This is a genomic window from Cutibacterium nasicola, assembly GCF_052654715.2.
Genome location: NZ_CP199745.2, coordinates 1980770 through 2001107, shown reverse-complemented (window position 1 = coordinate 2001107; position 20338 = coordinate 1980770). Strand labels below are relative to the sequence as shown.

19 protein-coding genes are annotated in these 20338 nt (G+C 59.7%); 17 read left to right on the top strand and 2 right to left on the bottom strand.

The window, feature by feature from the left end:
* Positions 1 to 111 precede the first annotated feature (111 nt).
* The 12 genes from ACUCCZ_RS09495 (at position 112) to ACUCCZ_RS09440 (ending at position 8804) form a co-directional block, all read left to right on the top strand.
* Positions 112 to 333: a hypothetical protein gene (locus ACUCCZ_RS09495; protein WP_435917291.1), complete on the top strand. Its 222-nt coding sequence runs from the start codon at positions 112 to 114 to the stop codon at positions 331 to 333.
* A 143-nt stretch (positions 334 to 476) separates the two neighbouring features.
* Entirely contained in the window at positions 477 to 1094 is a 618-nt protein-coding gene (locus ACUCCZ_RS09490; RefSeq protein WP_435917290.1) for a pilus assembly protein TadG-related protein, read from the top strand.
* 148 nt (positions 1095 to 1242) lie between these two features.
* Positions 1243 to 2343, top strand: coding sequence for an OmpA family protein (locus tag ACUCCZ_RS09485; RefSeq protein WP_435917289.1), 1101 nt, complete (start codon positions 1243 to 1245; stop codon positions 2341 to 2343).
* Between the two features lie 170 nt (positions 2344 to 2513).
* A complete protein-coding gene (locus ACUCCZ_RS09480) occupies positions 2514 to 2990 on the top strand; it encodes a hypothetical protein (RefSeq protein WP_435917396.1) in 477 nt (158 codons plus the stop codon).
* Between the two features lie 107 nt (positions 2991 to 3097).
* Positions 3098 to 4564 carry a hypothetical protein gene (locus ACUCCZ_RS09475; protein WP_252908266.1) on the top strand — a complete coding sequence of 489 codons (1467 nt, stop codon included), beginning with the start codon at positions 3098 to 3100 and terminating at the stop codon, positions 4562 to 4564.
* Positions 4565 to 4745: 181 nt separating this feature from the next.
* On the top strand, positions 4746 to 5147 hold the full coding sequence (locus ACUCCZ_RS09470) for a Tat pathway signal sequence (protein WP_252906064.1): 402 nt from the start codon (positions 4746 to 4748) through the stop codon (positions 5145 to 5147).
* Positions 5144 to 5617: a hypothetical protein gene (locus tag ACUCCZ_RS09465; RefSeq protein WP_435917288.1), complete on the top strand. Its 474-nt coding sequence runs from the start codon at positions 5144 to 5146 to the stop codon at positions 5615 to 5617. The genes ACUCCZ_RS09470 and ACUCCZ_RS09465 overlap by 4 nt, the downstream gene beginning before the upstream one ends.
* Positions 5618 to 5638: 21 nt before the next feature.
* Positions 5639 to 6487: a dihydropteroate synthase gene (folP, locus tag ACUCCZ_RS09460; protein WP_435917287.1), complete on the top strand. Its 849-nt coding sequence runs from the start codon at positions 5639 to 5641 to the stop codon at positions 6485 to 6487.
* Positions 6488 to 6574: 87 nt separating this feature from the next.
* A complete protein-coding gene (gene folB, locus ACUCCZ_RS09455) occupies positions 6575 to 6937 on the top strand; it encodes a dihydroneopterin aldolase (protein WP_016666893.1) in 363 nt (120 codons plus the stop codon).
* Positions 6938 to 6963: 26 nt separating this feature from the next.
* Positions 6964 to 7506 carry a 2-amino-4-hydroxy-6-hydroxymethyldihydropteridine diphosphokinase gene (gene folK / locus ACUCCZ_RS09450; protein ID WP_462981573.1) on the top strand — a complete coding sequence of 181 codons (543 nt, stop codon included), beginning with the start codon at positions 6964 to 6966 and terminating at the stop codon, positions 7504 to 7506.
* Positions 7503 to 8042 carry a DUF3180 domain-containing protein gene (locus tag ACUCCZ_RS09445; RefSeq protein ID WP_435917285.1) on the top strand — a complete coding sequence of 180 codons (540 nt, stop codon included), beginning with the start codon at positions 7503 to 7505 and terminating at the stop codon, positions 8040 to 8042. Before folK ends, ACUCCZ_RS09445 begins: the two co-directional genes overlap by 4 nt.
* 84 nt (positions 8043 to 8126) lie before the next feature.
* Positions 8127 to 8804 carry a cell division topological specificity factor MinE gene (locus ACUCCZ_RS09440; RefSeq protein ID WP_435917284.1) on the top strand — a complete coding sequence of 226 codons (678 nt, stop codon included), beginning with the start codon at positions 8127 to 8129 and terminating at the stop codon, positions 8802 to 8804.
* A 96-nt stretch (positions 8805 to 8900) separates the two neighbouring features.
* On the opposite strand, the gene ACUCCZ_RS09435 is transcribed toward ACUCCZ_RS09440, so the two are convergent.
* A complete protein-coding gene (locus tag ACUCCZ_RS09435; RefSeq protein WP_435917283.1) occupies positions 8901 to 10091 on the bottom strand; it encodes an NADH-quinone oxidoreductase subunit D-related protein in 1191 nt (396 codons plus the stop codon).
* Positions 10092 to 10230: 139 nt separating this feature from the next.
* On the opposite strand from ACUCCZ_RS09435, the gene ACUCCZ_RS09430 reads away from it, so the two are divergent.
* Complete coding sequence (locus tag ACUCCZ_RS09430; protein WP_435917282.1) at positions 10231 to 10548, top strand: histone-like nucleoid-structuring protein Lsr2; 318 nt, start codon at positions 10231 to 10233, stop codon at positions 10546 to 10548.
* 261 nt (positions 10549 to 10809) lie between these two features.
* A complete protein-coding gene (locus ACUCCZ_RS09425; protein WP_435917281.1) occupies positions 10810 to 13344 on the top strand; it encodes an ATP-dependent Clp protease ATP-binding subunit in 2535 nt (844 codons plus the stop codon).
* Positions 13345 to 13422: 78 nt separating this feature from the next.
* Here the strand turns inward: ACUCCZ_RS09425 and ACUCCZ_RS09420 are convergent, their stop codons facing one another.
* Positions 13423 to 14673, bottom strand: a complete 1251-nt coding sequence (locus ACUCCZ_RS09420) for an ROK family protein (protein ID WP_435917280.1) — start codon at positions 14671 to 14673, stop codon at positions 13423 to 13425.
* A 355-nt stretch (positions 14674 to 15028) separates the two neighbouring features.
* Here ACUCCZ_RS09420 and xylA point away from each other — a divergent pair, with 355 nt between their 5' ends.
* The 3 genes from xylA to ACUCCZ_RS09405 all read left to right on the top strand — a co-directional run bounded on the left by xylA (position 15029) and on the right by ACUCCZ_RS09405 (position 19366).
* Positions 15029 to 16375 carry a xylose isomerase gene (gene xylA, locus ACUCCZ_RS09415; RefSeq protein ID WP_435917279.1) on the top strand — a complete coding sequence of 449 codons (1347 nt, stop codon included), beginning with the start codon at positions 15029 to 15031 and terminating at the stop codon, positions 16373 to 16375.
* A 169-nt stretch (positions 16376 to 16544) separates the two neighbouring features.
* Complete coding sequence (locus ACUCCZ_RS09410; protein ID WP_435917278.1) at positions 16545 to 17900, top strand: sugar porter family MFS transporter; 1356 nt, start codon at positions 16545 to 16547, stop codon at positions 17898 to 17900.
* Between the two features lie 83 nt (positions 17901 to 17983).
* Positions 17984 to 19366: a xylulokinase gene (locus ACUCCZ_RS09405; RefSeq protein WP_435917277.1), complete on the top strand. Its 1383-nt coding sequence runs from the start codon at positions 17984 to 17986 to the stop codon at positions 19364 to 19366.
* The last annotated feature ends 972 nt before the right edge of the window (positions 19367 to 20338 follow it).

The window sequence follows — 20338 nt, the reverse complement described above, 5'->3', positions numbered from 1 at the left end:
GGCTGGTGAGAATCCGTAGGTTTTTCCATGTCAGGTGAGGGAGGGATTTCACCAGATGCCTTCTCTCGGACACCTCGGAGGAACATCACACCACAGGGAGAGGAAACCATCATGAACGATCTGGTTCTCGCCACCACCGTCCGCACGCAGCTCGCCATGAAGTCGATCGCCGACAAGCTTCGTCAGGAGCGCGGTGCCAGCGCCCTCGAGTATGTTGGCATGCTGCTCATCGGCGCCGTCATCGTGGGCGCCGTCCACGCGGCCATCAATCCGGGCACTGTCGGGAAATGGGTTAAGACCGCCACCGACGTCATCGGTAATATCCACCCGTGATCTTGGAGATGACGCAAACCAGTCGGAACGACACCGTAGCATGATGTCCCGACTGTGGTGTGGCGCGGTGGATGCATATGGCGTCCACCGCGTCGCCATGCCTCGGGTGATCCGAAGTCAACCCACAGCGGGGAGGTAGGCCGATGAACTGGAGACGCGACGATGGGCAGGCCAGCACGGCGCTGCTGGCGGTGTTCACTTTCGTCATCATCATGGTGGCGGTGCTGGCAATCCCGCGGTTTGCCACTGCGGGGACCGAACGTACCGGTCTGGACTCTTCGGCGGACGCGGCTGCCCTTGCCGGAGCGCAGAAGGTGCAGGACATGCTTCCGGAGATCGTCGACGCGTACGCGAAGTCTGGTGGGCTCGACGCGCCGGTTGGCGACGCTGGAGCGGATTCGGCCATTTCCTTTGCGCAGCGAAATGGCTCGGATGTCATTTCCTATCAGTACACACCGGAGAACGGTTTGATCACGGTGTCGGTCCGAAGCCGTGATGTGCAAACCAACGGTCAACACAACGAAGGGCATGCTGTCGCCGATTCTCGATTCGCCTTCGGTTTCGGTTGCAGTATCGACATGGAACCAGCGGAACCGAAGGAGGGAGAGACATTCTCGCCTTCGGCAAACGGACATATGGTGTGCAATGGAAAGTCGATAGACATCGTGATGGACGGGTTCGGGAAGATCACCGTGACGACGCCTCCTGAGCAGATCAAGACCCTTCTTGTCGGCGATGACAAGGCGTCCCTGGTCAAGTGAGTCGACATGTTTGTGGGCGTCGGTTCGCGTCGTAGGGCCGATGGTTAATGGAAGTTGGCCGGGTATCACCGCAACGGTTCTCTGCGCGAGGGCTGCCTATTCTGGTGGGCTGTGGACGTGACCCGGCCTCTATCGTAGGGTCATTATTATGCGTAAGTTGAACGTTAGAGCCAGTGGGCTCCTCTGCGGGCTCACTATGGCGGTGGTTTCGGCGGTGGTGCCGGCACAAGCCGACGACGCGACGCCAGGGCAGGTGCCGATCATCGGTGCAGTGGCTGTGAGCCATGGGGACGTTGAGAAGCGTCGGGCTGCGAAGCCGGGCTCGGTGGTGCTGGCGTTGCATGCTGTGCGGCGTCTGCCTCAGGCGACTGTCGTTTATTACTCGCTGACCGTCGACTCGTCGGCGTCCGGGCCGATTGATGGGGGCTACTTGGTCGGCGTGCCCGGCACCCCGCGTTACAGCGGGATTCTGGAAGCCGATGGCGGCATCCTTGACGTCCGCAATCACAAGTTCTACCGCACGATCGTGGACCCCCCGGGCTGCAAGATGTGTGTCCAAGAGTGGTGGAACTCAGGGTCCCTGGGGTACACCCAGCCTGGGCACGCGACGGTTGGCTGGTTCAGTACTCCTCGGGTGCCGTCTGATGTTCAGCGGGTCGATGTCGCGGTCGGTAACCGCCTCTTTCATGATGTGCCGGTTGAGGATGGTCCGCTTACCCCCACCATCGACGAGGAGACCGCGAAGGACCAGTGGCTTGACGGCCTTCCTTTGGGGGCGGCTTGGCCTGCCTTGGATCCAAGCGTTTTGTCGGATGTTGATGTGGCTTCTTATGTCAACCCGCTCATCATCACGACGGGGGAGGTCTCCGATGCCAAGCGTAAGCGGGTGATGGGGGACACTACGAACATCGATTTGGATTCGTCGGTGTTGTTTGATCATGATTCCGACGTCGTCAAGCCTGCTGGGCGTGCTGTCATCAATCGGGCGGCCAAGGATCTTGTGGCGGCCAAGGCGACGGGGAAGGTTGAGGTCACTGGGTATACCAGTAGTGAGGGTGCCGCTGAGCATAATCTTGATCTTTCGCGGCGTCGTGCGGGGTCGGTGGCCAAGGTGTTGGGGCCTCAGTTGCCGAAGGGGGTCACGTTGGTGACGGCTGGTAAGGGTGAGGCTGATCCGGTGGCTAGTAATGACTCTGAGGCTGGGCGGCGTCTCAACCGTCGGGTGACGATCACCGTCAAGGAGAGATGATGAAAGGGCGTTGTGTCGCTATCGGCCTTGCCGCTGTTTTGGCTCTGAGTGCCTGTGGAGGTTCTGACAAGCCTACTGGGTCGGAGACCCCGAGGCCGTCGGTGTCTGTTACGACTCCTTCCACGGCTGTTACGACGTCGGGTATGAGTTCTTCTGTGACACCGAGTGTCATGAGCTCGGCTGAGGTGGCGTCCCGGGAGTCGGCGGCCGCCCAGCAGGTCATGGGAAAGGTCAAGGATGCCGGCGGGCCTCTTCCCAAGGAAGTGGCCACGATCCCCTTCCACCCCTATCTCTATGAAACGCAGCAAGCTACACTTCACGTTGCCTCGGTCAAAGCCAGTGCCACGGGCACCGTCCTCACCTTCTGGCTCACCTCGAACGACATGAGCTCCTTAGCCATGTCTTTCGTCAACCCGGAGGGCTACCCCTCCCTGATCGACACCGCCGGGGGTGTGAAGTACTCGGTCGACTCCTACCCTGCCGGATACAAGAAGAGGTTCGTTATTGGGACTGACTCGCCAGAGGTGGGTCCAGATGGGGTTTACGTCATGGAGGCGGCCTACCCGCCGTTGCCCGACTCAGTGAAGAAAGTCAAGGTTACGGTCGGATCGGCGAAGACGTCCCCCGATATCCCGGTGACCCGCTGAACGTGCTCTGTCTTCTGGGCCCACATTTGGGGCCACGGACTCAGGTGTCCGGGGTGGTGTGTTCCTAGGCTCATTACCGGTTCGCGACACCGTCGAGAGGAAGACCGATGTGGGCCAAGAATGAGCGGGGTGCCGCGTCGATGGAGTATGTGGCGATGCTTCTTGTCGCCGCGTTGTTCGCCGGGGCCGTGGCCGTCAGCATCAAACCTGAATGGGTGCGGTACAAGGTGTGCCAGGCCCTCGTGGCCATTTCTGGGGAAGGGTCGTGCAGCGCCCCCGCCAAGCCGCCGGCCCAGACCCCACCCAAGGTGTGCACGATCAACAGCTCGACCGAGTCCAATACGTGGTTTGCCAAGGGCAGTTTCAAAGTTGTTAACGCTGGCGGCGAGGATACTTTCGGATACCGGTTTATCCGGTACAGCAATGGCACCGTCGATGTCGAGCTGTACCGCTCCGGCAAGGGAGAGGTCGGTGCCGATTGGGGGCTCGGCGGAAACGGGAAGGTCGGTGCGGATGTCTCGCTTACTGGGTCGGGCAAGTATCAGAAGGGCGAGGTCTTCCACTACGACAGCCTTTCTGCCGCGCAGGCTCATGTGGCTGACTTCAGGCGGTACGTCGAGGAAAGGGCCTTGGAAAAGTCTGGGGGTGGGGAGCCGAAGTTGGAGGGCGCCAGGCACACTGCGACCTCCAAGGTGTGGGAGTATGGCCTGGGTGGCGAGCTCGACGGTGGGCTCAACCTCGGCGGTGGCGCCCATAAGTCGACGGCTGCCGGACTCGATGGGAAAGCCGACGGTAAGGTGTTGTACACCAGCAAGGAAGACAAGCGGACGGGGGCGAAGACGACGAAGGTCGAGACCGTCGGGGCGCTCAAGGGTAACGCCACCGTCAATACCCCGGGCTCGGGGCCCCACCTGTCGGCCAATGCTAACGGTCAGAAGGATGGCAAGACTTCCGTCTCGGTGACCAAGGACAAGTCGGGCAAGATCACCGAACTCGTCATCACCCAGAGTGAGGCCGGAGGCAGCGGCTTTGGCCTCGACGTGGGTGAGGGCAGTACTGGCAAGGGCAAGTACAAACCCAAACATTCAGCTGGCAAGGCGGCCAAGGGTTCTTCGGATCCTGACTACAAGCCTCGTCATGCGGCCGACAAGAAGCGTCCCGACCCCAAGTTTGCCCTCAAGTCTGGTGTGAACGGAATGGATCGTACAACGACGACCTACCGGCTCGCCGTCAACGACAGCAACCGTGCCGAGGTTACCAAGTGGCTCGGCGGTAACGGTATCTCCAGCAACCCCGTGGACGTAGTTGGCTTGCTCTGGAAGGCGTCAAGCATCCACCCGCTCGATGCCCACCCCAGCGACGGCTTCGCGAAGTTCCTCCGCGACTCCGAGGATGCCCAGTTTGACTCTCAGACGACCACGGAGAGCAGTTCGTCCGATGACCACAGCGTCAAGCTGATCATTGCCTCGGGCGGTAGCAGAGACGACACTACGTCGTCAGTGTCGATGGGTCAGAAATATTATTCCTTGGAGAATGGCCAACGAGTGTCTCATCCGGTCGTTGGTTGTAAGTGAGTGAAGGAACACGAGGACTATGAAGATGACCGCTGGTGACGTCATGTCTCGCCGTAGTGTTCTTGCTGGGGGTGCTTTGGGTGGGCTGACCATTGTTGGCGCCGGTCTCGTTGGGTGTTCGAGCTCACAGAATGCAGGTGCGCAAGGGGACTCGAGTTGGGTCAAGGCTGAGGTTGGGCGTGTGTCGGTGCGTCATCCCGCCGAGTGGGTCGAGAAGCCCTCTCACAGCAAGGTTTTCACGAAAATGTTCACAGACGAGACCGGCTGGATGTATATCGCTGGTGACTACAGTGACAACACCGATCCCGTGCTTGTTCAGGACCGACTTGAAGTCCGGATGACCGGGAACGTGGATGGGTTTGAGGCCAAAGGCTGGGATGAAATTACCGTCAAGGGGGCTGGGGAGGCCGTCAAGTGCCCGTTTGTGTTCAACCGGGAAGGCAAGAGGGCCTACGGTTGGTGGCTCATTGCTTCGCTTCCGGCACCCATCGGTGGCACCAGTGTCGTGAGTATCAATTTGCTCACCGAGGATACCGACTTCGTTGACAAGGTCATACCAACGATGGAGCTGCACGACCAATGAGAGGCGTGGGCCTGGGTGCTCGGCAGCGACGTCAGGAATCGGCGTGGTCTGATCCGGCGTTGGCCCAACCGGCGTCGCGGCGGTCTGGTGCGTGGCATGTCGCGTGGTTGTGCGTGCTCACCTTCGTGGCGGCTGGTCTGGCCGATGTTGTCGTCGTGTGGACGGGAGTGCGCGTCCACCACCCACAGGTGGGATCGGCCCTGCTTGGGCTTATTGCTGCCCTGCCGTTGGCGCACTCGTGGGCTGCGCGCCGGGCCTCGACGACCGTGTGGTGGGCCTGTGCGGTGATTTTGCTTGCTCTGGCTGGGATTGCCGGGTACGCCTGGGTTCGCATAGGTTTCCCCCCGACGAACCCGCGTCTCGTTGCGGTGCTCGTCTCGATTTTCCCGCTGGCAGCGTGCAGCGCCTTGGGCCTGGGATATCTGTGGAGGCTCTGCGAACGCCTCCTTGCTGATCACCGCCACCTGTGAGCTCGCCCTAGACTTCACCCCATGATCTCCGTGGACCCCACGAACACCAATCCGCACCCCGCCCGCACCCTTGTCATGGGAGTCGTCAACGTGACCCCCAACTCCTTCTCCGATGGAGGCATGTGGGCCGATCCCGAGGTGGCCATCCGGCACGCCCGCGACCTCGTCGCCCACGGGGCTGACATCATTGATGTCGGCGGCGAGTCCACTCGCCCTGGCACCGAGCGCACCCCCGAGGACGAGGAACTGCGTCGCGTGCTGCCTGTCGTCGAAGCCCTGGTAGCCGACGGGGCCACTGTCTCCGTCGACACCATGCGCGCCTCAGTGGCGGAAGCCGTTGTCGAGGCCGGAGCCACCATCGTCAACGACGTCTCCGGGGGCAAGGCCGACCCGGCCATCCTCGACGTCGTCGCCGACGCCGGAGTCGACTACGTGCTCATGCACTGGCGTGGCCAGTCGGCCACCATGCAGGATCTCATCCACTACGACAACGTCGTCGCCGACGTCATCAGCGAAACCTCCCAGCAGGTCGACGCCGCCATCGCCGCCGGAATCGCTCGCGAGCGCATCATCGTCGACCCCGGTATCGGCTTCTCCAAAACTGTTGAACACAATTGGCAGCTCATCGACGCCGTCGACGCCTTCCAGGACGGTTTCAAGGATCTGCGCGTGCTGTGGGGAGTCAGCCGCAAGCGCTTCCTCGGCGAACTACTTGCTGACAACGGCCAGGACCGCCCTGCCCTGGAACGCGATGCCAGCACGATGGCCCTGTCGACCTACCTCGCCCTCCATCGTGCCTGGTGTGTGCGCACCCACGAGGTCCGTGCCAACCGCGACGCCATGGAGACCGTCGCCCGCCTCCTCGCCTGAGCCTGCGCTTCTTGCTGATTGACGCTGTGCCTCTCCTCGCAGACGTCGTCGACAAGCCCAATTGCGGTGTACAGGTAACCTTCCGACATGACCGATGGACAGATCACCCTGACGGGCATCCGCGCCCACGCGAACCACGGCGTCCTCGCCAGCGAGCGTGAGCTCGGCCAGCCCTTCAGCGCTGACGTCACCCTCGACGTCGACATGGACACCGACTCTGACGACATCACCAAAGCCGTCAATTATGCGACAGTCGCACAGCAGGTGCTCAACGTTCTCGCAGGGGAACCGGTGAATCTCATCGAAACCTTGGCTGGCAGGATTGCCGACACCGTTCTCGCGATCAGTCCGCGAGTACGTCATGTCCAGGTGACCGTCCACAAGCCGCACGCCCCGGTAGGAGTAGCCCTCGACGACGTGGCCGTCACGTGCCGAAAGGATGCCGAGTGAAAGCTGTATTCAGCCTGGGTTCCAACATGGGAAACCCCTTTGCTCATCTGCGAGACGCCGTCCGCCTCATCTCCGAAACCCCCGGTCTTCACGACGTCGTCGTCTCGCCCGTCTACGTCACTGCCCCTGTTGGGGGAGTGCAGCAGGACGACTTCCTCAATCTGGTCGTCGTCGCAACCAGTGACCTTCCACCATCAGTCTTGTTGGAGCGTGCTCACGTCATCGAAGACGCCCACGGGCGTGAGCGCACCATCCCAAATGGTCCTCGTACCCTCGACGTTGACCTCATTTGCGTCGGCGATGAAACCGTCACTACTGACGAATTGACGCTTCCGCACCCCCGAGCACATGAGCGCGCATTCGTCCTCGTGCCGTGGTCCGACGCCGACCCTGAGGCCGAATTGCCCGGGTACGGACGGGTTGTCGATCTGCTGGCCCGCTTCGACGCCGACGACGTAGCCAACGCCGTCAAGCCGTATTCACGCCAGATTGACGTGGCTGGTGTCACCGTTGCGAGAGGATGGGACGAGAGGCGCGAAGAGGAGGATCTAGAAGAGGAGGATCTATGACACGGAGCCTGCCACCGGACTGGGATGACGATCGACGCCCCGACGGCGGCGATGATCCCCACGGCAATCTCGCTCCGACCGACTGGAAGGTCGTCATCGTGGCAGCTCTGTGTGGAGCTGCCCTGGGATGGTTCACGCTGAGCATCTACCAGGTCAGTGACAACACCGTTCCGATCCTGCCCTGGTCGCTCCCGGTGGTCATCCTTGTCGTCGCCGTCGCGACATGGGGATATGCCAGGGCCTTTCGCGCCAAGGTCGTCGACCCCAAGCGAGAGGTCGAGGCGAACCAAGGCCTCGTGTCACTGGCACTGGGAAAGGCCATCACCTTGTCGGGTGCTGCTCTCGTCGGGGCGTGCATCGTGTACGTCCTCACCTACGTCTGGCACCTCAACATCCCCTACCCCCGGCAGCGGACCATCGTCGGGGCGGTGACAGCCATCACCTGCGCGGTCATGGCATGGGCCGGGTGGTTCCTCGAGAACGCCTGCAAGGTGCCGAAGGGTCCGGAGGATCCGGACGAGCGCTCCAAGAGGTGACAGCGACCACAAGATCGCGACTCGCCAGTGTTCAGTGCTTGACGCGAGGCCCAACGGACTGTACTTGAGGACGCCTCACGCGATATGATTGATTGCGTGAGCGGCGTGCATGATCTCAAACGGGTTGAAAAGGACACTGGCGAGCGCAAGGGTGTGCTCGTCATTCTCATCGCGGCAACGGTTGTTGCCATTGCGTGTGGACTGATTCCCTCCATCTGGGCGGTCCGGGCTGGCGTGCTCGTAGCCCTCGTCGGAGCGTGGGTCTCGGTCTTCATGGCGTGGCGTCAGGTCGATGCCATTCGCCAGATGCATTACGACACCATCAAGGAACTTCGTCACGCTGCATCCGAGCAGGAGAAGCGTCACCATGCTGAGTCCATGGAGATGATCGACACCTTCTCGCGTCGTGTCGGCTCCATCTCGAAGACCCTCGCCGACACTCGCGCCAAGCTGGATCACGCCGAGAGCGAGTTGTCGACCCTCCGTGGCGACAAGGCTGCTTTGCAGTACAAGGTCACGGTCGGTAATAAGAGGGTCGCTTCGCTCGAGATGCGTATCACCGAGCTGGAGACTGAGCTTGACGCCCTGCTGGCTGACGGTCGTTCGGGACGCCTGGGAACCCTGCGCACCGTCACTGATGCGGGCGTCCCCACCGCTGAGGAGATCTGGGAGCGCGGCAATGACGCGACCATTGCTGATCTGTCTCGCGTCGCCTTCCCTCGCCTGTCTGACGAGACTCACGTGACCCGCCGCCAGGCCTGACACTCCGCCACCGAAAACCTCACGTGGGGCCCAGCCACTTGGCTGGGCCCCACGCTTGTCGACCTGAAGGGGATCTGGGGGTGTCATGCCCCGTCCTCACTTGTCAAGATCTCCCAATGTCCATCCCAAGGACGCGATGGTGGCCTCGAGATCGTTTACCCGAGTCCCCGGCAGAGTGGCTTCCAAGACTTGGACGTTGGCAAAGGTGGGAGTGCGCAGCGCCATTCTCCACGGCGTCGTGCCGCCGCGAGATTCCAGCAGGTACCCGGTTCGTCCCCAAGGTGCCTCCATGGCCGTCCAGGTGCGTCCCCGGGGAACCTTGACAGCCGTCGGCAGGCGCGTCTCCAGTGGTCCGTCTAGAGCTGGTAGTCGGTCCAGGACCTGGCGGCACAGGCTCGACGACACCGTCACATCGTCGCACAGGGCCGCCAGTCGCGAATAGGCGTCACCCTGAGGTTCGGTGACGGTCGCAGGCCAGGTCAGTTCATCGTAGACCGGTGAGCTCTCACGGGTGTCCAGGTTGATTCCGCTGGCGCGGGAAACCGGCCCTGAGAGGCCGTAGGCGTCAACCATCTCGCCTGCGATGACGGTGACCTCGCGAATCCCTTCGGCGGCGTCGAGGGCGGCCCGTAACCGGGGCAGGAGAATGTCAGCCTCGTCGAGCCATTCCCGTAACCCGGGGCACCACTCCTGTTCAGGATGGATCTCAAGCCCTCCGATGCGCGTGATCATGGGATGAATTCGATTTCCTGAACACCATTGCCAGATCGTTCGTGAATTTTCAATCGTGGAGGCAACCTCACTCTCAAGGCCTGGATCATCACAGTGGTGGCCCAACCAGGACAAAAACGTGAGGTGTGAGGTGATTCTGCTGAACTCCGTGAGCAAGGTGCGTATCCATGCCACCCGAGTCGGCACGGTAATGCCCATCGCCTCTTCGATGACATGGGCTGCGCCGGTCTCACCGATGAAAGGTGACGTCCAGTCATGGCGCGATGCAAGCATGGGAATCTGTCGGTAATCTCGAACCTCGAACAGTTTTTCATCTCCGCGATGAAGGTTGCCGACATTCACCTGTGCAGAGGTGATGAGCTCGCCGTCGACGGTCGTGGCAATGCTGACGAGCCCCGGCCTCGTCGGGTGAAGTCGCCCGAGGTCAAGCCGGATCACCTCGTATTCCCCACCGGATTCGCCATCCGGCGTTTCTGCGGGAGTCGCTGACATCACCGATCCGACGGCAAACAAGATCTTTCGCGTGGAACTGAACACACCCTGAGGATGCCTCATTGCGCTGCCAGATGCATCTCCGGGACAGCCATTCGGTGAAAATGGGACAGAAGTCGTCTTGTGATTCTCTTTGCCATGAACATAAACTAGGCTTTGAAAGCCGAGGTTGTATCTACAACGCAAGTCTGAAAGGAATACCATGGCACAGCGCGTACGTGTTGATCTTGTCGACGATGTGGACGGGAGTCCTGCTGAGGAATCCGTCAATTTCGCCCTTGACGGCGTCAGCTATGTGATTGATCTGTCCGCCGAGAACGCCTCCAAGCTGCGCGATGATCTGTCCACGTGGACCGCCAATGCTCGTCGCACCGGTGGCCGGCGTACTCGTGGTCGTCGTCCCACCGGAGGACCAACTGCCAACGAGGTCCGTCGGTGGGCCAAGGAGCACGGCTTCGAGGTCTCGGAGCGTGGGCGCGTCTCCAACGAGATTTGTGAGGCCTACGATCGAGCTCATTGATCCCAGTTATGTGATCGTCTGACAAGGCGTGTCGGTGACGGCGCCGGAGCAGGAAGGCTCCGGCGCTGTTCTGTTCCACCCGGGGTTGTGCCAGCGGCGTAAGCGGGTATCTCAGATCTGTCGTCAGCGGTTACTAGACTGACCACACAGGCCGACAGTCCAGTGCTGTCGGTTGGTTGCATGAAGGTTTCACGCGACCGCGGGTGGATCCGTCCGCCGGTGTGTCCGGTGGTTGATCTGCCCCACATACAAGGAGAGTTCATGTTCGAACGGTTCACCGATCGGGCCCGTCGGGTCGTCGTCCTGGCCCAGGATGAGGCCAAGGCCCTGAACCACAATTACATCGGCACCGAGCACCTGCTGCTCGGGCTCATCAGCGAGGGCGAGGGCGTTGCGGCCAAGGCCCTCGAGTCCCTCGACATTTCCCTGGAGGCGGTCCGCGCCCAGGTGGAGGAAATCATTGGCCACGGCTCCTCGACGCCGACCGGCCACATCCCGTTCACTCCGCGCGCCAAAAAAGTCCTTGAGCTGAGTCTGCGCGAGGCCCTTCAGATGAATCACTCCTACATCGGCACCGAGCACATCCTGCTCGGCCTCATCCGTGAGGGAGAAGGTGTCGCCGCCCAGGTCCTGATCCGCCTTGGTGCCGACCTCAACACGGTGCGCAACAGCGTCCTGCAGTTGCTGCAGGGCTACCAGGGGGACGAGCGTCAAGCCGCCACCTCCGGCGCACCCGAGGCTGGTCCGCAGCAGTCCTCGGCGACGATCCTGGACCAGTTCGGTCGCAACCTCACCGATGCAGCCCGTGACGGCGAGCTCGACCCGGTCATCGGGCGTGAGACCGAGATCGAGCGGGTCATGGTCGTGCTGAGTCGCCGTACCAAGAACAACCCGGTTCTCATCGGTGAGCCCGGTGTCGGCAAGTCCGCCTGCGTCGAGGGCTTGGCTCAGGCCATCGTGCGCGGCGACGTCCCCGAGACCCTGCGGGACAAGAAGATCTACTCCCTGGACCTTGGCTCCATGGTCGCCGGATCGCGGTACCGCGGCGATTTCGAGGAGAGGATGAAGAAAGTCCTCAAGGAGATCAAGAATCGCGGCGACATCATCTTGTTCATTGATGAGATCCACACCCTCGTCGGTGCCGGCGCTGCCGAGGGAGCCATCGACGCTGCCAGCATGCTCAAGCCGATGCTGGCTCGCGGTGAGTTGCAGACCATCGGTGCGACGACCCTTGACGAGTACCGCAAGTACATCGAGAAGGATGCCGCCCTGGAGCGTCGTTTCCAGCCGATCCAGGTGGCTGAGCCGTCGATCCCGCTGGCCATCGAGATCCTCAAGGGTCTGCGCGATCGCTACGAGGCTCACCACAAGATCACCATCACCGATGAGGCCATCGCCTCGGCGGCCAACCTTGCGGCCCGTTACATCCAGGACCGCTTCCTTCCTGACAAGGCCATCGATCTCATCGACGAGGCCGGCGCCCGGATGAACATCCGTCGCATGACGGCCCCGCCGGACCTGCGCGAGTTCGACGATCGGATCGCTCACGTGCGCGTGGAGAAGGAAGCCGCCATCGACGCCCAGGACTTCGAACGTGCCGCCGGGCTGCGCGACGACGAGAAGAAGCTTCTTGCCGAGCGCGAGGCCAAGGAGGAGGAGTGGAAACAGGGCGACGAGTCGGTTCCGGCCGTCGTCGGTCCTGACGAGATCGCCGAGGTGCTCTCTGGAGCCACCGGCATCCCGGTCTTCAAGCTCACCGAGGAGGAGTCCCAGCGACTACTCCACATGGAGGACGAGATCGGCAAGCGTTACGTCGGACAGGAGGACGCCGTCAAGGCGCTGTGCCGTTCCATCCGTCGTACCCGCGCCGGCCTCAAGGATCCGAAGCGTCCGGCTGGCTCGTTCATTTTCGCCGGCCCCTCTGGTGTCGGCAAGACCGAGCTCACCAAGGCGCTCACCGAGTTCCTCTTCGGTGACGAGGATGCCCTCATCACACTGGACATGAGTGAGTACTCCGAGAAGCACACCGCATCCCGGATGTTCGGTTCCCCGCCGGGATTCGTCGGTTATGAGGAGGGCGGCCAGCTCACCGAGAAGGTGCGCCGCAAGCCATTCAGCGTCATCCTCTTCGACGAGATCGAAAAGGCCCACCCCGACATCTTCAACTCCCTGTTGCAGATCCTCGACGAGGGACGTCTCACCGACGCCCAGGGTCGTGTGGTGGACTTCAAGAACACCGTCATCGTGCTGACGACTAACCTCGGTACCCGTGACATCTCCAAGTCGGTCAACCTTGGCTTCTCCAAGGCCAACGACGCCGAGTCCAGTTACGAGAAGATGAAGGCCAAGGTCACCGAGGAGCTCAAGGGGCACTTCCGCCCCGAGTTCCTCAACCGTCTCGACGAGATCATCGTCTTCCACCAGCTCACCCAGTCCGACATCCTACGGATCGTCGACCTCATGGTGGACCAGTTGGAGGAGCGTCTGGGCGACAAGGACATGGGCATCGAGGTCACCCCGGCCGCCAAGGAGCTGCTGTCCAAGCGTGGCTTCGATCCGCTGCTGGGTGCCCGTCCACTGCGTCGCACCATCCAGCGCGACATTGAGGACGTCCTGGCCGAGAAGATCCTCTTCGGCGAGGTCAAGCCCGGTCAGATCGTGGTTGTCGACGCCGCTCCGGAGGGTTCCGAGGAGCCGTTCGTGTTCAAGGGCACGGAGCGCTCCGAGCTTCCGGATGAGGTCCCTGAGGAGCTCACCTCGTCGGCAGGGGACAACAACAACGGTCAGCAGGACTGATCACTTGAGCACGTCACTGCGGCCCGGCGCTCGATGCGCCGGGCCACAGTGTCGTATGGGGAAGAGTTCGGGGCTTCGTCACACATTGATGTGTTTGTCTGGATTATCGAGGAGCGGCTCGAGAAGGCTGATTGCTCCCCCTCGGGAAGCGGCCCAGCGCTCCGACGCATCTGGAGAGGTGATGAACCGTACTGGTCGGGGCCCTAAAACTCGCTGATCGAGTTCGATGCGCGCGGACGGTTCCAACGCAGGCAGAAGCGTGGCTAGTTCGCCGCCGAAGATGACGTCATGAATGACGAGGAGATTGGCGATATCTGCGATGGCTCGGCCGAGCGCTCGTCCAGCTAGGGAAAGTGTTTGGATAAGTTCGGGAAGGGGCTGGCTGGAGAGCATCCCGGCAGCCGTCGTGGAACTAGGCAAGTGGAGTGTACGGGCGAGCGCACGGTGGCCTACGAAAGCCTCAAGACAACCTGTTGAACCGCAGGAGCATGTCGGTCCAGCTGGATCTACACAGACGTGGCCTATCTCACCTCCCCATCCTTGTCTGCCGATGGAAGGGCGCGAATGGGCGACGATGCACCCACCGACGCCGACATCGCCGGAGATATAGAGAAAGTTCTCAGGACCGTTCGGGACACCGGGAGAGAGCCTTGCAGCACTCCACGAGGCGAAGGTCGCTTCATTGCCGACCTGGATGTCGCCGAGCTCTTCTCCGGGATCGAGCAGAGGTGCGGGGGTTACGTGTTCCCACCCAAGGTTGGGGGCCTTATATAGGGTGTCACCGACAACGATGCCGGGTAGAGCGAGCGCTGTTCCTCCAAAACTAATGGCCGATGAGCGTAGCCGGTTGACCATGGCGGAACCCATTGCGCCGAGCTTAGTCAAGACGGCCTTAGGTTCGCTATGACGGAAGTCCCCGGTCCGTGCCTCTTGGAACAAGACCTCACCAGTTAGATCCATCGCTAGAGCCGTCAGGTAAGACACGTTCGCCTCTAACCCGATCGTGAAGACAGCTCCCGGCCGGATAATGAGAGGCGTTGCGGGTCGGCCGGGGGTGCCATTGTTCGGAGCGTTGAGTTCCATGATGATGCCGCTGGACAACAGACTGTCCACTAGCCGGGAAACAGTCGAGCGTGTCAGACCGACTTCATCGGCGATGTCAGCACGTGACAGGGCAGTTGGGTGGGTGGCAATAGCCGAGAAGACGCTGGCTAGGTTCGAAGCACGGACGTCTCGAGCGTTCATGCTTATCGTGCGTTGCTCAGGGGATGCCGGGTTGCGTCGCTTCGGCCTAGGCATGACGACAACACTAAACCACAAAGCCTTCATGATAATCGAACAGAAAAACAAACAGGGGGATTCGGTTGGCTGATCTGATGTGAATATGGGACTTGTTTGGATAGGGCGGTACGGCCAGACTGGCGCCTGACGAGGTGGCGGTGACGCCTATGTCCACTCGGATGTCGACATACTCCAGAGCGTAATAGCTTGTCAGAGCCGTAACTATGGTTGTGTTGGGATGCCTGGCTACAAAAGTGCATGGGGCGATCAAATCTTGTAGACGAGGTGCTTGCGGGGGGTTGGAGAGATGGGTTACGCTGATGTTTGTAACATCGAAAAACAAATTATGGAGCGACTGCCTACCCAAGACGCTCGCTCGGATGTACAAGGAGGTACGCACAGCATGTCTGGACTATGGAATGTTGATCCCATCCCATTCGTGGGCCCTGAGGATCTCAAGCAGAATCTGGGCTTCCGCTACTATCAACCCGATCGCATCGTTGCTGGGAAGCGCATGGCTGAGTGGCTGCGCTTTGCTGTTGCCTATTGGCATACTTTCGATCAGCGCCTGGTTGATCCCTTTGGGGATGGAACTGCGCAGCGTCCGTACGACCACTTCACTGACCCGATGGATCTGGCATTGGCGAAGGTGGACTACGCGTTTGAATTCTACCGAAAACTTGGTGTGGAATACTTCTGCTTCCATGATCGTGACATCGCGCCTGAGGGCGACACTCTACGTGAGACGAATAAGAATCTCGACCGTGTCGTTGACCATATCGCCGATCTTCAGGCTGAGACCGGTATTAAGCTGCTCTGGAATACCAGTAACCTGTTCACGAACCCGCGTTTTGAGGCTGGTGCCGCCACGTCACCGTTCGCTGACATCTATGCCTACTCCGCTGCCCAACTCAAGCACAGCTTGGAGATCGCAAAACGTCTAGGCGCCGAAAATTACGTATTCTGGGGCGGTCGTGAGGGCTATGAGAACTTGTGGAATACCGATCTCAAGCGTGAGCAGGACCATCAGGCTTCATTCTTCCGGTTAGCTGTGGATTACGCCAAGGAAATCGGTCTAGGAGCGCAGTTCTTAATCGAGCCCAAGCCTAAGGAACCAACGACTCATCAGTATGACTATGACGCTGCTACGACGATCGCATTCCTGAAGAGCTATGAGCTGGATGATCACTTCCGTCTTAATCTCGAGGGAAACCACGCTAACCTGGCAGGACATAGTTACCAGCACGAGATCCGTGTGGCTCGGGCTGCCAACATGCTTGGCTCTTTGGATGCTAACCAGGGCGACAAACTGCTCGGGTGGGATCTCGACGAGTTCCCGTCTGACCTGTATGAGGCCACCGCTGTGATGTGGGAGATTCTTGACGCTGGTGGTATCGGCCCGCATGGCGGCCTCAACTTCGACGCTAAGCCACGACGTACCTCGTTCGCCCCAGAAGATCTCTTTGGTGCACACATTGTTGGGATGGATACCTATGCTGCCGGTCTGCTCGTAGCGGCGAAGCTGCATGAAGACAAGTACATCGAGGACGTCATCGCCGATCGCTATAGCTCCTACGAAGATGGTCTAGGCAAGAAAATAGACGAGGGCAGTGCAACTCTGGCTGAGCTTGAGGAACACGCTCTAGACATGGCTCAAAGCCAGCTTATAGCGGCAACCCATTCCGATCATGCAGAAGCTGTGAAGGCTACTGTCAGCAACTACGTTGTGGCGGCATTAGCCCAATCCTGATCGCACGCGTGGCTCGGGCCGGCGGTAGCTGTCGGCCCGGGGCCCACGGATTTCCCGAAATCTCTAATTTAAGTCCCTGATGCTTCAGAGCCTCGGGGCACCCTCGCGACGGTGCGAGGTAAGAAACGCAAACCAACGGCGGTGTGTGATGCAGAAGCATAAAACTCCCATGGGGTTCATCTACGTTTTCGGGTCCTTGGGCGGACTCCTGTTCGGTTATGACACGGGAGTCATTTCTGGCGCTATCCTATTCATTCAGGATCAGCTCCAGTTGCAATCTTGGGGCCAGGGCTGGGTTGTCAGTTCTGTTTTGCTTGGTGCGGTACTTGGCTCAGCATTTATCGGTCCAATGTCTGACCGTTACGGCAGGCGCCGGCTCATCCTGCTCGCATCGGTGATTTTCTTCATCGGGGCGCTTGGGTCTGGGTTGGCCCACTCGGTGACCATGCTCATTATTGCTCGCGTGATTCTTGGCATGGGTGTAGGTATCGCATCGGCGTTGATTCCGACATATCTCTCGGAACTTGCCCCCGCGAGCCGCCGTGGCTTCCTTACTGGGCTGTTCCAGCTCATGATTATGACAGGAATCTTGCTGGCTTATGTCACTAACTATGCTTTTGCAGGGTTCTACAGTGGCTGGCGTTGGATGCTAGGCTGCGCTGCGATTCCATCGGCAATTTTATTTTTCGGAGCCCTAGTGCTTCCCGAAAGCCCGCGGTTTCTAGTACGTGCGGGTAGAGAGGACGAGGCCACCGTCATCTTGCGAGGTATATACCGAGATAACGACGAAGTTGTTACCGAAAAGATTGCCGGGATCCGTCAACAAGCTGCCGTGGAAAATGGTGGGCACAAGGAGTTGTTCGGCAAGACGGCTCGTCCGGCTCTCATCGCAGCCATCGGTCTGGCGGTGTTTCAGCAGATCATGGGCTGCAACACAGTACTGTACTATGCACCCACCATTTTTACTGTCGTAGGATTTGGAGTCTCAGCAGCCTTGTTAGCTCACATCGGTATTGGTGTGTTCAATGTTATTGTCACTGCACTAGGGATCTGGCTTATGGATAAAGTCGACCGCAAGGTGATGCTCATTGCTGGCGGTTTGGGTATGGCTGTTTCCCTCTTCGTCATGAGTTTTTCCATGCGTTTCGCTGAGGGGTCGTTGGCCGCTGGGGTGATTTGTGTGGTTGCATTGACGATTTATATCGCTTTCTTCTCAGCAACATGGGGTCCGGTGATGTGGACTATGATTGGTGAGATGTTCCCTCTCAATATCCGTGGGCTGGGGAACTCCTTCGGTAGCGTCATCAACTGGGCGGCCAATGCTATCGTCTCGCTGACTTTCCCAGTTCTACTTGGTTCGTTAGGTACGGCCAACCTGTTTATTGGGTATGGCGTGTTATGCCTCGCTGCGTTGTGGTTCGTGCACGCTAAATGCTTTGAAACCCGTAATCGCTCCTTGGAAGAGATCGAAGAGGCGCTACGTGCTGCCTCTGCTAAGGACGACCCCAATCTAGCTCACGCCTGAGGATTGATGTTTCAGCCGCGGCGATCGGATACGTCGACGCGATTTTGTGACAATGCCGACCTGTAAACGAAGGAGGAGAGACGATGATTGCCACGGCATCTGGTCGATTGGAACACAACGTGCATCGATACGTAGCTGGGGTGGACACCTCGACCCAGTCATGCAAAGTGCTCGTTATTGACCCGCGGTCTGGACGGGTCGTGCGAGGGGGGCGGGCAGGGCATCCCGACGGCACGGAAGTAGACCCGCAGGCTTGGTGGCGAGCATTTCAGGATGCGGTTGCACAGGCCGGCGGGCTCGACGATGTGGCCGCACTTTCAGTCGGGGGCCAACAGCATAGCATGGTCTGCCTCGACGAAAATGGCGATGTCATCCGCCCGTCACTGCTGTGGAACGATACCCGATCGGCGCAAGCGGCGGAGGCTCTGATCCTCGAAGCTGGTGGAGGAGATCGTGAGCGTGGAGCTGCGTGGTGGGCGGACGCCGTTGGGTCTGTACCCGTGGCATCACTCACGGTGACGAAACTTCGGTGGCTAGTTGATCATGAGCCTGACAATGCTGCCAGAGTTGCTGCGATATGCCTGCCTCACGACTGGCTGACTTGGAGGATCTCGGGTAGTCACGATGTGAATGACTTGATTACGGACCGCTCTGAGGCGTCGGGTACAGGGTATTTCGATGGGAGAGATTCGACATATCGGCGAGATATCTTGATGGATGCTCTGCGCGTCAGTTATGAACGAGCAGAACAGATTGTTTTGCCGCGGGTCCTCTCACCGTGGGAACGCGCCGGAAATGGGGACTCGAAGCATGATTGGGGGCACGTTATCCTCGGGCCCGGCTGTGGGGACAATGCTGGAGCTGCGCTGGCTCTTGGATTGAAGCCCGGACAGGCGATGCTCTCGCTCGGTACGTCGGGAGTCGTGGCTGCGGTATCAGAGCATCCGACTGCCGACGGTTCTGGATTGGTGACTGGATTCAGTGACGCAACAGGACGATGGTTGCCGCTAGCCTGCACCCTCAATGCCGCGCGCATCATTGACGCAATGGCTTCGATTACCGGTATTGGTACTGACTATCAACGTTTCAGCGACTTGGCGCTGTCGGTTCCGGATGCTGGCGGACTTATTCTTACCCCGTACTTCGAGGGGGAACGGACCCCGAATCTTCCTGATGCCACCGCAGCTCTGACCGGGATGAATCTGGCGAATAGCGACCGTGCCCATGTGGCTCGTGCATCGGTAGAAGGCTTACTCAATTTAATGCGCGGAGCGTTGGATGCTCTCCGTCGGCTGGATGTCATCATCGATGAAGTGGTTCTCGTCGGAGGAGGGGCCCGCTTGTATGCAGTTCAACAGCTTGCGGGCTCCGTTTTGGGGTGCAAAGTGAGTATTCCTGAACCAGGGGAGTACGTGGCTCTTGGGGCGGCGCGGCAGGCTGAGCGGGTGCGTATGTCAGCTAGATGACCTCGCGTTCTCGCACTGAGGTATGAAACTATTGAATGGGACTGTTAGGCGGGCGAAATTGTCCTGCGAGCCATGTGTTCGGGAAAGCGAACAGGACAGTCCGATAGAGTTGCCAGAATCCTAACCCGGGATCATGCACACGCCATGAGTGAGATGGGTGAGCGTATTAAGAAAGTGCTTGGTAAGCGGCCCATGGATCAACAGGGCCTTGCCGATTGAATTGGCATATGCAAGGACAAGCCGGGGTAAGTCACTCAATGGCGTCAGGTAGTTCACAGTTGGTGAAGCGAATGTATCAGTCAAGTACTTGACATTGATCTGGGTTGGCTCATTGACGGGAGTGTTGATGCTAAGATCATTCGCACTATATTTAGGCATAAGTATGACTCTGATGGAGTAGTGCATATTCTTTCAGATGCTATTGGCTGTGCAGATCTGGAATTGGTTGAGCCAGCCTTGCTGCTGGCTGATGTGACCGGTGACACTATATTCGATGTGCTTGCTACAGTGTAAGTGCCGCGAGCGACCCGGGGAAAGAAGTCCGCTCGTGCGTATAGCAAGGTGGGTCGCGGCGGAGGACGAGCCTTCCCGGCTCCGGTCATTAACTTATCTGGTTTTCTTTCGAGTCTTGGCGTGGATTTAGTGTTCTTGTCTCATGTCCACGCGGACCTAGTTTAAACTTATTCGGTGGTGGTCTGTGGTCGAAGAATTGTCATCGTGCACACGACTTCTGCATGGTATTCGGCGGTTTCAGGATATTCTACGAGTTGGTGCATTTGCTTTTTTGGCGTGGCAGGGTTCAAACTGGGGGGCAACCCCGATGTCCAGTTGAATGAAGAAGTAATTGTCAACGGGTTTGCCGCTGACTTCCTTATGCCTCTGGCGACGTCGTAGGCCTCAGTGAAGATGCCGATGCGTCCGAATATTGCGGATTTCTGTTGGGGTTATACCATTGGCGTGGCTGCGCTTCGC